We start from the raw sequence: 15,265 nt of genomic DNA on the forward strand, positions 1-15,265 counted from the left end.
GTGCTAGCTAACGGAGTCATGAGGGAGTCACGGGACTTAACGGATCTGGCGCTGCTTGAGCAGCGCCATGCCTTTTTCGACGTTCAGCGCGGTGCGCACGCCCGAAAGCGTGAGGCCGAGCTCGACCAGCGTGATCGCCACCGAAGGCTGCATGCCGACCACCACTGTTTGCGCGTCGAGCACCGTCGCCATGGCGGCCGTGTTGCTGATCATGCGGCCGATGAACGAGTCGACTACGTCGAGCGCCGAGATGTCGAGCAGCACGCCCTTGGCCGACTCCTTCACGATGCGCTCGGTGAGGTCGTCCTGCAGCGCGATCGCGAGGCGGTCGTGCATGTCCACCTGGATCGTGACGATCAGGCAGTCGCCGAGGCGCAGAATCGGAATGCGTTCCATCGTGTGCGGTTCCCGTGCGTCGTACGCTCAGTGGCGTTCAGGCCGTGGCCTTCGGCGAGATGATGGTCGCGCCGATGCGCTGCAGCGCGATGACGAAGGCGTCGGCGAGCGTGGACTTGGTCGTGACGTTGGTGAGATCGACACCGAGGTGCACGATGGTCTGCGCGATCTGCGGACGGATGCCGCTGATGATGCAGTCCGCGCCCATGAGGCGAGCGGCGGCCACGGTCTTGAGCAGATGCTGCGCGACGAGCGTGTCGACGGTGGGCACGCCCGTGATGTCGATGACCGCGAGGCCCGCGCCCGTGTCGACGATCTTTTGCAGCAGGCTCTCCATCACGACCTGGGTGCGCGCGGAGTCGAGCGTGCCGATGAGCGGCAGCGCGAGAATGCCTTCCCAAAGTTGCACGACAGGCGTGGAGAGCTCCAGCAACTCTTCCTGCTGGCGCGCGATGATTGCTTCGCGGCTTTTCTGGAAGACGTCGGTGGTGTAGAGGCCAAAGCCGTCGAGCAGCAGATTCACCTGCCAGCTCACCTGGGCGAGTTCGGCGGGATTGTGCGCATAGCCCTCGCGCAGGCGCGCGTAGAGCGGCTCCTTGAACGAGAACACGAAGGTGGCCGTCTCGACCGGCGTGTAACCCTGACGCGCGCGGTGCGCCGACATGTCCGCGAGGAACGCGCGCACCGGCTCCCATTCGGGGCGGCTCGCATCGAAGGTTTCGGTGTTGGGCAGCGTGTCGAGAAAGACATTGAGGAACGCGGAGAACTGCTCGCGAATTTCCCCTTCCATCGCGAGGCCGCGGCGCAGCGCGATCGGCAGATGCAGGCGCAGCCATTCGGCGAGCAGCGTGTCGCGATGCTGGCCGAGGATGTCTGCAATGCGAACCTGTTCCGGTGTGTTCATGCAATCTCCTGAGCGATGGGGCGCGCGCTTCGTCGTCGAGACGAACCGCTGAACCTTACACCTTCGTATCGATTCGATCCCAATTCGGTTTCGATTGAACCGCGATTGAACCGCGATTGAACCGATTACGTGCGTATGCAAGGCAAGCGAACGGGCGGGCGTGTGGCTGCATGCGTTTTTCGTGCCTGCCTGCCCGCGCAACGGCTGCCGGGCCTGGCGCGTGCGGGGTTTTCCACTTTGCCGTGACGCGCTTGTAGTTTTTACAGAGCGGAAGTCGCGCAACCGATGCGTGATCGGCGTGAGGGCGAGGTCAAGCGTGATGTCATCGGATGGCATGTGTCTTGCTCCATAGCCTGCGCCAATCACAATCCGGTCCGCACCGAGGAGCACCGTCGCCATGGAGCCCGAATCCCTGTCTCGCCAGCACTCGCCGTTATCGACGACGTCCGCGCCACTGGGCGGCGCGCTCGCTTCTGGCGAGACCGCGTTGGAGGAGGCCTCTGAGGATGGCAACAGCGACCTGATGCCGGGTGTGCTTTCGCGCCTCTCGTTTTGCGTTGCCTGGCTATTCGGGCTGGAGGCGTTCCTCGCGCAGTCCGATGGGCATGCGGGCCCGCCTCGCGCGTGAATGCGCGAGCGGCGTGAGCCGCACGAGCCGCACAGCGATCCGACCGGACAGCGCCCGACCCGCTAGACTGAGCACTGGCGTGCGCACGCGCGGTGCGTCCGGCTTGCGGCGCTCGCGCGCCGGGATGCCGGTGTTGCCGGCTCATCGACTTCGCGCCGCCTCGCCCCTCCCGCCATTGCCCAGAGATATCGATGACCAGGTTATTCCGTATGACCGCGCTCGTTGCGTGGTGTTTGTCGTTCCTGCCCGCCACGGCGGCATTCGCCCAATCGGCCCAGGTGGACCAGTCGGACCCGCAGGCGCTCATCAGGACCGCCACGCAGCAGGTGCTCGACGAGGTGCGCGCGAAGTCTGTCGCGCCCGACGACATCGCGCGCATTCAGGACATCGTCAACCGCGACATTCTTCCGTACGTCGATTTCCGCCGTACCACGCGCCTCGCCATGGGGCCGCATTGGCGCACGGCCACGCCCGAGCAGCAGGCGCAGATCGAGCAGCAGTTCCAGCTGTTGCTGATCCATCTCTACTCGGGCGCCATCGCGCAACTGAAGCCAGACCAGAAGATCGACTACCCGCCCATGCGCAGCTCGCCCGGCGACACCGACGTCGTGGTGCGCACGCTTGCGCAGACCAACAACAATCCGCTCGAAATCGATTACCGCCTGTACAAGACGCCGCAGGGCTGGCGGCTTTACGACCTGAACGTGCTCGGTGCGTGGCTGATCCAGACCTATCGTCAGCAGTTCAACGAGAAGATCCAGCAGGGCGGCGTGGACGGGCTCATTCAGTTCCTCGTCGCGCGAAATCAGGAACTCGTGTCGGGCAAGACGCAAACGCAGTGACGCGCGTTTTTGCGCCCGACTCGCGTGACCTGCGAAAATCTGGACGGCCGCGCCCGATGTGCGTGGGCGCAGTACCATTTTGAGGCGCACCTCGTGCATGTTTGCGCGTGCTCGTGCGAGTAGAGGGGCCGTGCGCTTGCCCGAGCTGGCGCGGCCCGATGTCCCCTTTTTTTGCCGATCCGATCCGACATGAATTTCCCGCTGCCGCCGCAGGGCCGACGCAACCGGGTGTTTCCGCCAAGCCCGCCCACGCTGCATAGCCTCGCCTCCGTCATTACCGGCGTGGTCGTGGTGTGCGGCCTGTATTTCGGGCGTGCGGTGCTGATTCCCATTACGCTTTCGGTGCTGCTGAGTTTTCTGCTGGCGCCGCTCGTGACCACGCTGCGGCGCATTCATGTGCCGCAGTTCCTCGCTATCCTCGTTGCGGTGCTTTCCACCGTGCTCGCGCTCGCCGGCGTGGGCGCGCTGATCGCCGCGCAGGTCTACCAGCTTTCCGCTTCCCTGCCGCAGTATCAGGAGGAGATCGAGCAGAAAGTGCAAACGGTGCAGGAAAAGACGGTGGGCCGCGCCGATTCGTTGATGTCGCGCGCCGCTACCACCCTGCAGCGCATTACGCCCACACCGCCGCCCGCGCCGCCGCAGCCGCGCGGGCGCGCGGCGCGCAACCAGCCGCAGCAGCCCATGCCGGTGGAGATCCACAACCCCGCGCCCACGCCGCTCACGCTCGCGCAAAAGGCGCTTGCGCCGGCTATCGCGCCGCTCGAAACGACCTTCATCGTGCTCGTGGTGACGATCTTCATCCTGTTCCAGCGCGAGGACCTGCGCGACCGGCTCATTAGCGTGTTCGGCTCGGACGACCTGCACCGCACCACGACCGCCATCAACGACGCCTCGCAGCGGCTCTCGCGCTACTTCGTCGCGCAAGTCGGTGTGAATGTCACAGTAGGCGGGGTGATCGCGCTCGGGCTGGCGGGCATTGGCGTGCCGGGCGCGCTGCTGTTTGGCGCGGTGGCGGCGCTCATGCGCTTCGTGCCGTACATCGGCATCTGGATCGCCGCGATCATGGCGACGCTCGTCGCCGCGGCCACGCAGCCGCAATGGACCATGGCCGTCACGACGCTGATCTTCTTCATCGTCGTGGACGTGGTGGCCGGCCAGTTCGCCGAACCGATGCTCTATGGCCGGCGCTCGGGGCTTTCGCCGCTCGCCGTCGTGGTGGCGGCGATTTTCTGGAGCTGGCTGTGGGGGCCGGTGGGGCTCGTGCTTTCCACGCCGCTCACGCTGTGCATCGTCACGCTCGGCCGCTACGTGGACCGCCTGAACTTCCTCACGATCCTGCTGGGCGACCAGCCCGCGCTCACGCCCGCGCAAACCTGCTACCAGCGCCTGCTCGCGGACGATCCGCACGAGGCGCTGCTGCAGGCCGACCGGCTGCTCACGACCATGCCGCTCATCGACTACTACGAGCAGGTGGTGTTCGAGGGCCTGCGCTTCGCGCGCAACGACGCCTTGCGCGGCGTGCTGCCCGCCGAGCAGGTGGCGCGCATCAACCAGGCGTTGCTCGACATTGTCGAGGACCTCGAATCTGTAGACGATTCGCGCCACGCCGCAGCCGGGGACGAGAGCGCGAAACGAGCCGCCGAGGGCGCGGACGAAGGCGCGAGGGTCATTGAATTCACGCTCTCGCCGGACGCGGGCGAGGTGCTCTGCGTACCCGGGCGCGGCGCGTTCGACGACGTGGCGGTGGCGATCATCGGCCAACTGCTCATGCGCCGCAATATTCCGTGCACGGCCACCACGTACGACGAAGTGCGCGCCACGCGCGGGGCGATGATCGATGAGCGCTCGCCGGCTATCTGCGTGGTGTCGCTCGACGCACCCGAGTCGCCGCCGTACCTGCGCAACCTCGTGCGGCGCCTGCGCGAGCGCGCGCCCGGCGCGACCATCGTGGTGGGTGTGGGCGCGGCGCTGCGTGACGACGGCGCAAGCATTGCCGACGACCCCGGCACGCTCTTTCCCACCTCGCTGCGCACCCTCGTGGAGGAGTGCGGCGTGGCGCTCGTGCCGCCGCAAGCGCCGCCGCCCGAAAAGAGGGCGCCAAGCCCGGATATGCAGGATCAATACAGCGCCGGCGCGAAATTGTGACAGTCATGCCAGTGTCACATTGAACCTCGAATATATGCGGCCCTGTGCCCCCTGGTTGCGGCATGAGAGTTACTGGGAGACAACATTGCTGAGCCCTAAGGAATTCGCCACGCTGATGCTGGTCCGCCATTCGCCGGACCAGATCGACATGAATCGTCAGGAACTGGACACGCTGCTCGAGCGTCAGCTCGTCGCGCTCGAGCACTGGACGGAAGGTCATCGCCGGCTTGCGCTCACGATTGCCGGCCGCTCGCTGCTCGAAGCGGTCGGGCGGCTGGATTATGTGACGGGCCTGCCCGAAGGATTCGGCGACGAGCGGCTCGCCGCCGGTCTCTGACGCCTTCGCAGTCAGCCTGCGCACGGCCCGGCTAGATGCCGGGCCGTATTCTTATGCAAAACACATCTCTACGCGTGTGTTTATTGAGGCATGCCAGGTAAATGTGTGCTTTTGCCCACGTCTGACGTTGCGATCGCCTTGTGTCCCCCAAAAGACGCTGATAGGCTTGTTCGGTCCGCTGGCGGCATTGAGAAAACGCCAGCACACCCTGTCGTACGGAATGGTTCCGGCAGGCGTTTTCCTGTACGGGTATTTCCCCATCGCCCGGCTGGGTGGCGCTCGTCAAACTGACTCCATCCTCCAGAGTCTTTCCCAACTCACCTACCCCCTAAAGCAAAAGGAGGATCTATGGCAAAGCGTATTGCCTACGTGACCGGCGGCATGGGCGGCATCGGAACGGCCATCTGCCAGCGTCTGCACAAGGATGGCTACACGGTGGTCGCGGGCTGCGGCCCGAACTCGCAGCGCAAAACGCGCTGGCTCGACGAGCAAAAGGCGCTGGGCTACGAGTTCGTCGCGTCGGAAGGCAACGTGGCCGACTGGGACTCCACGGCTGTCGCGTTCGAGAAGGTGAAGAAGGACGTCGGCGAGATCGACATTCTGGTCAACAATGCGGGCATCACGCGCGACGTCGTCTTCCGCAAGATGACGCACGAAGACTGGATCGCGGTGATCGACACCAACCTCACGAGCCTCTTCAACGTGACGAAGCAGGTGATCGACGGCATGATCGAGCGGGGGTTTGGGCGCGTGATCAACATTTCGTCGGTGAACGGGCAGAAAGGCCAGTTCGGTCAGACGAATTACTCCACGGCCAAGGCCGGCATTCACGGCTTCACCATGGCGCTCGCGCAGGAAGTGGCGACCAAGGGCGTGACGGTCAATACCGTTTCGCCCGGCTATATCGGCACGGACATGGTCAAGGCGGTGAAGCCCGAAGTGCTCTCGAAGATCGTCGACAGCATTCCGGTGCGTCGCCTCGGCGAACCGTTGGAGATCGCTTCGATCGTCGCGTGGCTCGCGTCCGACGAATCAGGCTTTTCGACCGGCGCGGACTTCTCGCTCAATGGCGGTTTGCACATGAGCTGAGTGTTGCCGTGCATGCTTGCGCGGTGCTGGTGAGCACAACGAAGTGATCTGGCGGGAGCGGCGTGGAGCCGGCTCCCGCTTCGCATTTTGGGGTGCCGGTTTGTGTGACGTCTGGCTGGATGGCGAAAGAAAAATGCGCCGGGAGCGGGCTCCCGGCGCTCAATTTCGACTCTGCGTGGTCCCCGACAGTTAGGGGCAGGGTATGGGGCCTGGCAGGACGATCCGCAAGTCATAGGACCGGCTGCCTTGCTCCATAAGTGAATTAACGGCCGCGCGCGCCTGGGGTTGAGTGCGTGGAAACCCAGGGCGCGTTCGCGTAGCGAGGCGCACGCAGTGCTGCCTAGTCCAGTGCGAAATCCGCGGGGGCTGCCGGCTCCTTGTCGTAGCGGAATACGTTCAGGTCGTCGTACTGGATCGCAGGCCTTCTGCCTGAAATCAGGTCGGCGAGAAGCTGTGCCGAACCGCAGGACATGGTCCAGCCAAGCGTGCCATGGCCCGTGTTCAGGAAAAGGTTGGGCACGGCGGTGCGGCCGACAATGGGCGTGCCGTCTGGCGTCATCGGCCGCAGCCCGGTCCAGAACGTCGCCTTCGATGTGTCGCCGCCGCCCGGGAACAGGTCGTTCACGCACATTTCGAGCGTCTCGCGGCGCGCCTCGCGCAGGCGCTTGTCGAACCCGACGATTTCGGCCATACCGCCCACGCGAATGCGTTTGTCGAAACGCGTGATGGCGATTTTGTAGGTCTCGTCGAGAACAGTCGAGACCGGCGCGCGAGCCTCGTCGACGATAGGCGCCGTGATGGAATACCCCTTGAGCGGGTAGACCGGAATCTTGACGAGGCCCGACAGGAAGCTCGTCGAATAGGAGCCAAATGCGACAACGAACGCATCCGCATGGATGAGCTTGGTCCCATGGCGCACGCCAACGACTTTGCAGTCTTCGACAACGAGGGTATCGACTGGCGTGTTGTAGCGGAACGTTACGCCTGCCTCTGCGGCGAGCGCGGCAAGCCGGGTCGTGAACAGCTGGCAGTCGCCTGTTTCGTCGCCGGGCAGGCGAAGACCGCCGGTTAGCTTATGCGAGGTCGCCGCGAGCGCAGGCTCAACCCGCGAGAGTTCGCTTGCGCTCAACAGCTCGTAGGGAACGTTCGCCTCTTTCAGTACGGAAATGTCTTTGGCTGCGCCGTCGAGCTGCTGCTGCGTCCGGAAAACCTGTAGCGTGCCGCCGGTTCGTCCTTCGTACTGGATACCCGTTTCAGCGCGCAGTGCTTGCAGGCAGTCGCGGCTGTATTGCGCAAGCCGCACCATGCGGTTCTTGTTGATCGCATAGCGCTCGGCGGTGCAGTTCTGCAGCATCTGCCACATCCACTGAAGCTGGAACTGCTTGTCCGCGTCATCCGGGCGGATGGCGAGTGGCGCATGCTTCTGGAACATCCACTTAACGGCTTTGAGCGGAACGCCGGGTGCCGCCCATGGTGCTGCATAGCCTGGAGAGATTTGCCCGGCGTTCGCGAAGCTCGTCTCAAGCGCGGGGCCTTCCTCGCGGTCGATGACAGTGACTTCGTGACCGGCACGTGCCAGATAAAACGCGCTAGTCACACCGACGACCCCGCTACCCAATACCAGGACTCGCATACCCGTCCTCTCCCCAGCCTGTAGTGAATGACCGCCGCCGGTGTTTGATCTGGCAGTCGATAACTGGATGCTAGCGACATATGCACAGTTTTCAATAATGTTTGGTTGGCTATTTCTGGTTGGAATTGCTATGCCGACTGGATGAAAAGAGACTAAGGTTTCCAAACCTTTTTCCGGTCTCGATGGCGTGGAATAGAAAGAGCATTGTTTGCGAATCGCGAGAACAGTATTGCTGGCAATCGGGACAAATGAATCGATATGTGCATATACACTCTAGCCCATCGATGTCGCGGGGAAATGAGCCAGTTCTGCGGCTTTGCCCCCTGTCACGCCGGACAACCAGCAATCGATGCGCTTTTCAATCTCTTTGGGGAAATCATGTCCAAGCTCTTTTCTGAAGTCAAAGTCGGTCCTTACACGCTCTCGCACCGAGTCGTTCTAGCGCCGCTCACCCGTATGCGTGCTGAAAGCGGTGCGATACCCGGCCCGCTCATGGCGGAGTACTACGCGCAGCGCGCTTCGGCCGGCGGGTTCCTGATTAGCGAGGCCACCATCGCTGCGCCGAACGGCAACGGGTATCTTGGTGCGCCGGGTTTGTACGACGACAGCCAGATTGCCGGCTGGAAGCGCGTGACCGATGCAGTCCATGCAAAGGGCGCGAAAATCTTCCTTCAGCTGTACCACGCTGGGCGCCAGTCGAATTCGGAATTGCAACCCGACGGTGGGCGTCCGGTTGGCCCCTCGGAAGTGCCTCATGGCGGTGTCGCATACACGGACGCCGGCTGGGTTCCGAATACGCCGAATCGCGCACTGGAGACTGACGAAATTGCGGGCATCGTCGAAAGTTTTCGCGCGGCGGCAGCACGCGGCGTCGCGGCAGGCTTCGACGGCGTGGAACTGCATGCCGCAAACGGCTATCTGTTTGACCAGTTCCTGCAGGACGGCAGCAACAAGCGCACGGACATCTATGGCGGTTCGTTCGAAAACCGCGCCCGTCTGCTGATGGAAGCCACTCGTGCTGTTATTTCGGTGTGGGGAAGCGACAAGGTTGCCGTGCGCCTTGGGCCGAGCGGGTCATGGGGCGACATGTCGGATAGCGACCCTGTCGGCCTGTTCACGTATGTGGCAGAAGAACTTGCGAAGCTGAATCTCGCGTACCTGCACCTCATCGAGCCCCGCATTCTCGGCAATGTCGAAAACGAGAGCGCCAATCCGGATCCGGTCGCGGCTCAGATGATTCGCAAGCACTATGCGGGCACCATCGTCGCGGCCGGCGGCTTCGACGGTGAAAAGGCCGAAGCGATCCTGAAGGCCGGCGACGCCGATCTGGTGGCATTCGGTCGCCACTTCATTGCGAATCCCGACCTTCCGGAGCGGCTGCGTCGCAATCTATCGCTCAACCCGTACGACCGCCCGACCTTCTTTGGCGGCACGCAAATCGGTTATACGGACTACCCGTTCTATCAGTCTGAGGCGGAAGCTGTCGCCTGAAATGCGAGCTTGTATGGGCGGATGCGCGGACGCATCTGAGCACCGGCAGGCACGCTCGTCAATTGCGGGAACTCGGCGCCATATTGGGCTCGTTTCGGGCAATTGGTTAATGCCTGCTACGTCTACACTGGTTGTCATGGAGCGAGACGTTGGCTCCATCCCGGGATTCCCCTCCTGCGGTCGAGTTGGACCATACCGTGTACCCGTTGCAGTACAGCAGTCCCGCAGCAGTAGTCGTGTCTGGCAGAGCTTAACCGGTTATTGTCGAAGTACCATGCTGTTGAATCGATGAGGAGTGCAGGGAAATACGCTGTTGAAGTGCAGAGCAACACGTAGTTGAAGAGCAGGGCAGCATGCAGTTGAAGTACCGCGTCATCCAGCACTATGTTATTGCAGGTCCAGGCCGCTTACATCGGAACGGGTGTAAGCGGCCGTTGTTCGTTGCTACGTGCCGAGTGCCTGTTTCCTTTCGATCATTGATTCGCTGCGCCATTAGCGCTACCTTTACGTCTATCCTGGTCGTCGAGTTCCGGTCAACGAGAGGAGAATCGTTTCGTGAAGAGAGCGTGGGCTTTCCCCTGCATCGTTGCCTTGAGCGCGATCCTCTGTGGATGCGGCAAGGAGAGTTCGCGAAACGCCACGGAGGCATCGGGCGCGTCTGCAAGCCAGGCGCCGGCTCAGCCAACGCAGGGCGCAAGCGGCACACCCGCCGCATCGGGCGCGCAAGTAGCGGGCACGCTGGGCACCATCACCAGGACACAGTTGCCGGCGGAAGGAACCGAGACGCTACGGCTGATCAAAGCGGGCGGGCCCTTCCCTTTCGCAGACGACGGCGTGTTGTTCCGCAACAGCGCCGCTTTGCTGCCGAAGCATCCACGTGGCTACTACCACACATACACGGTTCGCACCCCTGGCATGACGGACCGCGGGCAGCGCCGGATCGTGTGTGGTGGACCGCGCAAGCAGATTGGCGACTGTTATTACACCGAAGATTACTACGCCAGTTTCAAGCGCATTGCGGAGTGAAGCGGGACTCTGATCTTCGTGAAGGGCTATTGTTTCAGCGAAAAGGGCCCTGGCGGCGAATGGCAACGGCTACGCCAGTCGCAAATCCCACAACACATCCAGGACGTGTTGCGTGGAACGCTCAACGTACCCCGCACGATATGCAATACCGAGCCGTCGCCACAAGGCTGGGCGCAGCGCACGCATGACGATGCGCTTGTCGGGCAGTGGCGTCGTGGCCTCATGTGGCAACAGCGCGGCGCCGTAACCTGCCGCTACCAGACTCTTGATCGCGTCGTTGTAGTTGAGCTGAATGCGCGGCGCAGGATGATGCCCTGCGGTCGCGAACCACTCCGCGGTCAGACGCGAGAGACGCGTGGTCGCGTCATTGAGGATGAGCGGTTGGGTGGCGAGCCATTCAGGCGTAACGCGGGCCGGACACCGCCAATGCGCCGGCACGAAGGCCATCACAGGGTCGCGGCGCCAGGGCTTGATCACGAGTCCGGCCACCGGGGGCTGAGGCAGCGCGATCAGCCCGACATCCAGCGTTCCCTCCACCAGCCGGGACAGGGTTTCTTGCGAAGTCAGCACGGCAATTTGAATGTCGATGGCGGGATGGTGCTTGCGCAGGACCTCGAGCGCTTGCGGCAGCAGGTGCGCGATCACGCCCGTGGACGCGCCGAGCCGCGCACGCCCTTCGAGCCCCTCTACCTGGCGCTGGATATCGTCTAACGCCTGCTCCGCGTCGGCCAGCAGCCGGCGCGCGCGTTCCACCAGCACCTCGCCGATAGACGTCGGCCCCACATGTCCGCGCTTGCGTAACAGGAGCGGAGCCCCAATGCGGTCTTCGAGTTCCGCGATATGAAGGCTGACCGTTGGCGGCGCCAGGTGCAATGCGCGCGCCGCATCGGCAAACGAACCACGGTCGGCAACGGCGACCAGAGTGCGCAAGCGGTCCAGGCTGATCTCTCGCATGACGGCGTCCAGATTCAGAAAAATTGAATGTTTGCGTTATGAAATTCAACTTTCTCTATTCTAGCCGTCCGCGCAACATAGGGGCTCGCTTTACCCGATACAACCCATAGTCAGCGGAGTCATGCACGTATGAGCTCTCCCGTAGTTTTCATCGACGGCGACCAAGGCACCACCGGGCTGCAAATCCACGAGCGGCTGCGCAACCGGACCGACATCAGACTGTTCACGCTAGACGCTGCGGAGCGCAAAGATTCGCGGCGTCGCGCAGAAGCCATCAACGCCTGCGACATCGCCATCCTCTGTTTGCCGGACGCCGCGGCGCGCGAGGCAGTGGGCGCCATTGTCAATCCTGCCGTCCGGGTGATCGACGCGAGCTCCGCCCACCGCACGCAGCCGGACTGGACTTACGGTTTTCCGGAAATGACGCCGGGGCAGGCTGAGCAGATTGCGAACGCATGTCGGGTCACCAATCCCGGTTGCTATCCGACCGGCGCAGTTGGCCTGCTGCGCCCGTTGGTGCAGGCCGGGCTCATACCGGACAATTACCCGATCAGCATTCACGCAGTATCCGGCTACTCCGGACGCGGGCGCGCCGGCGTGGAGGAGCATGAGGGGCCGCGAGCGGCCGACGCGCCTTCCTATCAGGTCTATGGTCTGGAACTCGCGCACAAGCACACGCCGGAGATCCAGCAGCACGCCTGCCTGGCGCAGCGTCCCATTTTTGTTCCAGCGTACGGAGCGTTCCGCCAGGGCATCGTGCTGACGGTGCCGCTGGCGCTGCGGCTGCTGGCACCGGGCGTGGATGGCGGCACGTTGCACGCTTGCCTCGCACGCCACTATGCCGGGGTCCCTCACGTACGCGTTCTGCCGCTGCACGAATCGAGCGCCTTGAAACACCTCGACCCGCAAGTGCTGAATGGTACGAACGACATGCACTTAAGCGTTTTTCATGACGTGGAACACGAGCACGTCCTGCTGTCCGCGGTCTTCGACAATCTTGGCAAAGGCGCATCCGGGGCTGCGGTCCAGAACCTGGACCTCATGCTCACGCGGCAGTAGTGGCCGATGGCTTGCGCTAGCGTTCGGCCGCGCGTGCGCCGTGCGGCCATTGCTTCGTCAGGCTCTTGTGGGCGGTCGTAAAAGCGCACCGTGAGGCACGCTTCTTCTTCTCGCGACTCAGCGATCGGCTTGCCGCTGCGTGAGATAGCGCTCGAGCGCATCCATGCTGCCACCCCAACCTTGAGACATGCTGGCGTGCGAAGCGTCAAAGATGGCTTCTTCGGCTTCGCTGGCGTCCAGCGCGCGCCATTCGAGGCGCATTAGCGTGCCACCTGCGACTTCGCTAAGCGTGGTTGTCGATAGCGTATACAGCGGCCACTCGCTGGCCATGGGGTGTCGCGTCACGCCACCCTCTGCGTCGCTGAATTGCACGACGACCACGATGCGCTCGGGGGGCGTCAATTCGCGGAACGTCCACTTGCCCCACATGGCAGAGGCGTCGGGCGCGCCGCTCGGCTTCATCGCGTAGTGAAAGACGCCGCCGACACACGCGTCCACCGTGCAGTGGGACATTTCCATTCCCGGCGGGCTCATCCATGCGGCAAGATGCCGGGCTTCAGTCAACGCGGCGTACACGAGTTCCCGCGGCGCGGAGAAGCGGCGCTCAAGGATGAAGGGTGCGGACACTTTTTCAGTCATGGTTGCGGGGCTTCCTGGTACGGGGTGAAGAAACGTTGGTGGTCTTCGCGTTGGGCTTCTTGGGTGCGTCCTTGACCTGCGCCTGTTGCAGTTGCTGCAGGTAGCTGTCGAGCTGGTCGAGGCGCTGTTCCCACAGCGCGCGATATTGCAGCGCCCAGTCGGCCGCCTCCTTTAGCGGCTCAGCCACAATGCGACAAGGCCGGAACTGACGGTCTCGTCCTTGCGTAATCAGTCCTGCATGCGCGAGAACACGCAGGTGCTTGCTGATTGCCGGCGGACTCAAGTCGAAGGGCTTGGCCAGATCGCCTACCGTCGCTTCGCCTTGCGCCAGCCTCGCGAGGATGGCGCGGCGCGTCGGGTCGGCCAACGCAGCGAAGGTGGCACTCAGGTGATCCGATTCCAATTACTTTTCCGTTTGTTTAATTAACCGATTGGCGAAGTATAGATGGCGCGGATTTTCGATGTCAATCTGGATCGGCAATTCGTAACCGCCTGCTCGCGAATTTACCCCCTTGCGGCAACGGCAATGCCCCAGCAAATCAGCAGCGCTCCCTGCGCGAAAGGAAGCCATCGCACTTGCGGAAGCATTTTTTCGAGCATCACGTAGATCGACAGCACGGCAATCCAGAGCACGTTCATCACGCCAAATACGAAGAGGAGCGTCATGAGTAGTCCGCAGCAACCTACGCAATACGCCCCATGACGAAATCCCATGACCCAGGCGCCGAAGGTGCCGTCGCGCCACTCGGTTAGAAGAAAGCCGAGCGGGGACACGCACCTGGCAAGGCACGCATGCTTCGCAGGCGTCAACTGGAAGACCCCGGCAATGACCAGAAGAGCGCCTGCAAGCCACGGCGTCGCGCTCACCATCATCGGCGTAACGAGTCGTGCCTCGAGCAAGCCCCACTGCACGAGCGTCGCAAAGAGGCTGAAGCCGGACCAGACGGCGAGGTAGCCGAGAACGAACACGCTAGTCTGCACGTATGGCCGATGTTGCCCGCGCCGCCGGCTGCTCATGGACGCGAAACCCAGCACCGTTGGCACGATGGACGGAAGCATCATGGCGGCCATCATGACGGCCCACATCGCCAGGACCAAAAGCAGGTCGATGGTATGCCAATGTGTCATGCGCGGCATGATGGCCATGGTCGCACCTACCTCCATGTGCTCCATGCCCCAGCTCATATACAGGAGGTAGGCCCACGCGAGCGCTGCGGCAGCCGTGAGCCCGGACAGCGCGACCGCCTGGTCGCGCCGCGGCCACCATCGCGTCGCGCGCGTACCCAGCAAGCCAGGTTCAGTCATGGTAGACGAACGGAGAATAAAAGCCGTTTCGGTCCGAGATTTCTCTGGTGAATCCGTGGTCAGTGAAGCGAAATTCCTTCGATTTTCCGATGACCGCCGCGAACCCCGGGACAGGCGTAAGCGGGTGATTGCTGATCGTGACGTCGCCACCGTCCTGACCCGCCAAGGCTTCGATTTCCATGGCTGCCACGTCGGGAATGTGGAGGCTGCGACGCTTCCCGTCCTGCTGATAACTGATGGCGGCCGGCCTGACGCCCATGACCTCGCCAATCATCGGGCCGAGCGCCGAAAGCGGTCCGCCGGCCTGACCGGAAAATATCTTGCCCAACACGTCGAGTTGCTCAGATGTGCCGCGTTCGTCCAGGTAGAGGGCGACTCTCCACTTGTTTTGCAACATGTGGCCCGGCGAATACGCAAACAGGGCAATGTTGAGGCCGTCCAGCGTCACGGCGGCGAACTTCCCCTGATCGATGTGCCAGCCGATCAGCACCGCGCAGTCTCCATCCGAAGGCGGTCCCAGGCAAACGCAACTGCAAGGGGCATAGCAATTGCAGCTCTCGAAATACGTACCGGCAACCTTCCAGCTCTCGGCCATTGTCTTCACCTCCGACGTCGGTCACGGACAGGATGTGCTCGCGTTCGGGCACGGAACATTCGCGCGCGTGAATATCGACTCCGGCACACCGGATCAAGCTTGCGAATTCCTTAAAGTCTAGGTCGAAACGGTCCAGGGTGAGCGTGCTTCATGCCTCGAGCTTTTTCGCTACTGCAGAAGCGGTGTATGTCCGCAAACAAGCTTGTCCTATTCACAATGGTG

General features: G+C 62.9%; 16 protein-coding genes. 8 read left to right on the plus strand and 8 right to left on the minus strand.

Going from position 1 to position 15,265, the window contains the following annotated elements:
* Nucleotides 1–36: 36 nt before the first annotated feature.
* Both U5A65_RS28970 and U5A65_RS28975 read right to left on the minus strand, forming a co-directional pair.
* Nucleotides 37–396, minus strand: a complete 360-nt coding sequence (locus U5A65_RS28970; RefSeq protein WP_321914083.1) for an STAS domain-containing protein — start codon at nucleotides 394–396, stop codon at nucleotides 37–39.
* 37 nt (nucleotides 397–433) lie between these two features.
* A complete protein-coding gene (locus U5A65_RS28975) occupies nucleotides 434–1,300 on the minus strand; it encodes an STAS domain-containing protein (protein ID WP_321914082.1) in 867 nt (288 codons plus the stop codon).
* 397 nt (nucleotides 1,301–1,697) lie between these two features.
* Between U5A65_RS28975 and U5A65_RS28980 the strand changes: the two genes are divergently transcribed.
* The 5 genes from U5A65_RS28980 to U5A65_RS29000 all read left to right on the plus strand — a co-directional run bounded on the left by U5A65_RS28980 (nucleotide 1,698) and on the right by U5A65_RS29000 (nucleotide 6,341).
* Nucleotides 1,698–1,928, plus strand: a complete 231-nt coding sequence (locus tag U5A65_RS28980; protein ID WP_321948646.1) for a hypothetical protein — start codon at nucleotides 1,698–1,700, stop codon at nucleotides 1,926–1,928.
* Nucleotides 1,929–2,119: 191 nt separating this feature from the next.
* A complete protein-coding gene (locus tag U5A65_RS28985; RefSeq protein WP_321914080.1) occupies nucleotides 2,120–2,770 on the plus strand; it encodes an ABC transporter substrate-binding protein in 651 nt (216 codons plus the stop codon).
* Between the two features lie 189 nt (nucleotides 2,771–2,959).
* On the plus strand, nucleotides 2,960–4,915 hold the full coding sequence (locus tag U5A65_RS28990; protein WP_321948647.1) for an AI-2E family transporter: 1,956 nt from the start codon (nucleotides 2,960–2,962) through the stop codon (nucleotides 4,913–4,915).
* A gap of 85 nt (nucleotides 4,916–5,000) precedes the next feature.
* Complete coding sequence (locus U5A65_RS28995) at nucleotides 5,001–5,252, plus strand: hypothetical protein (RefSeq protein ID WP_321914078.1); 252 nt, start codon at nucleotides 5,001–5,003, stop codon at nucleotides 5,250–5,252.
* Nucleotides 5,253–5,600: 348 nt separating this feature from the next.
* A complete protein-coding gene (locus U5A65_RS29000) occupies nucleotides 5,601–6,341 on the plus strand; it encodes a 3-ketoacyl-ACP reductase (protein ID WP_321914077.1) in 741 nt (246 codons plus the stop codon).
* 340 nt (nucleotides 6,342–6,681) lie between these two features.
* Here the strand turns inward: U5A65_RS29000 and U5A65_RS29005 are convergent, their stop codons facing one another.
* Entirely contained in the window at nucleotides 6,682–7,974 is a 1,293-nt protein-coding gene (locus tag U5A65_RS29005; protein ID WP_321936663.1) for a D-amino acid dehydrogenase, read from the minus strand.
* Between the two features lie 378 nt (nucleotides 7,975–8,352).
* On the opposite strand from U5A65_RS29005, the gene U5A65_RS29010 reads away from it, so the two are divergent.
* Nucleotides 8,353–9,465 (plus strand): alkene reductase, encoded by a 1,113-nt coding sequence (locus U5A65_RS29010; protein WP_321948648.1) that lies wholly within the window; start codon nucleotides 8,353–8,355, stop codon nucleotides 9,463–9,465.
* 555 nt (nucleotides 9,466–10,020) lie between these two features.
* Nucleotides 10,021–10,491: a ribonuclease gene (locus U5A65_RS29015; protein WP_321914074.1), complete on the plus strand. Its 471-nt coding sequence runs from the start codon at nucleotides 10,021–10,023 to the stop codon at nucleotides 10,489–10,491.
* A 69-nt stretch (nucleotides 10,492–10,560) separates the two neighbouring features.
* On the opposite strand, the gene U5A65_RS29020 is transcribed toward U5A65_RS29015, so the two are convergent.
* Nucleotides 10,561–11,445, minus strand: a complete 885-nt coding sequence (locus U5A65_RS29020; protein ID WP_321948649.1) for a LysR family transcriptional regulator — start codon at nucleotides 11,443–11,445, stop codon at nucleotides 10,561–10,563.
* Between the two features lie 129 nt (nucleotides 11,446–11,574).
* Between U5A65_RS29020 and argC the strand changes: the two genes are divergently transcribed.
* Nucleotides 11,575–12,504 (plus strand): N-acetyl-gamma-glutamyl-phosphate reductase, encoded by a 930-nt coding sequence (gene argC, locus U5A65_RS29025; protein WP_321948650.1) that lies wholly within the window; start codon nucleotides 11,575–11,577, stop codon nucleotides 12,502–12,504.
* Between the two features lie 117 nt (nucleotides 12,505–12,621).
* Here the strand turns inward: argC and U5A65_RS29030 are convergent, their stop codons facing one another.
* The 4 genes from U5A65_RS29030 to U5A65_RS29045 all read right to left on the minus strand — a co-directional run bounded on the left by U5A65_RS29030 (nucleotide 12,622) and on the right by U5A65_RS29045 (nucleotide 15,043).
* On the minus strand, nucleotides 12,622–13,143 hold the full coding sequence (locus U5A65_RS29030) for an SRPBCC domain-containing protein (protein WP_321948651.1): 522 nt from the start codon (nucleotides 13,141–13,143) through the stop codon (nucleotides 12,622–12,624).
* Entirely contained in the window at nucleotides 13,136–13,546 is a 411-nt protein-coding gene (locus U5A65_RS29035; protein ID WP_321914070.1) for a metalloregulator ArsR/SmtB family transcription factor, read from the minus strand. The genes U5A65_RS29030 and U5A65_RS29035 overlap by 8 nt, the downstream gene beginning before the upstream one ends.
* Before the next feature lie 101 nt (nucleotides 13,547–13,647).
* Complete coding sequence (locus tag U5A65_RS29040) at nucleotides 13,648–14,448, minus strand: DUF2182 domain-containing protein (RefSeq protein WP_321936666.1); 801 nt, start codon at nucleotides 14,446–14,448, stop codon at nucleotides 13,648–13,650.
* Nucleotides 14,441–15,043 carry a DUF1326 domain-containing protein gene (locus U5A65_RS29045; protein ID WP_321914068.1) on the minus strand — a complete coding sequence of 201 codons (603 nt, stop codon included), beginning with the start codon at nucleotides 15,041–15,043 and terminating at the stop codon, nucleotides 14,441–14,443. Before U5A65_RS29045 ends, U5A65_RS29040 begins: the two co-directional genes overlap by 8 nt.
* Nucleotides 15,044–15,265: the final 222 nt, after the last annotated feature.

Origin of the sequence: Paraburkholderia sp. J10-1, from assembly GCF_905220165.1 — a bacterium.
In the GTDB taxonomy this organism is placed as follows: domain Bacteria; phylum Pseudomonadota; class Gammaproteobacteria; order Burkholderiales; family Burkholderiaceae; genus Paraburkholderia.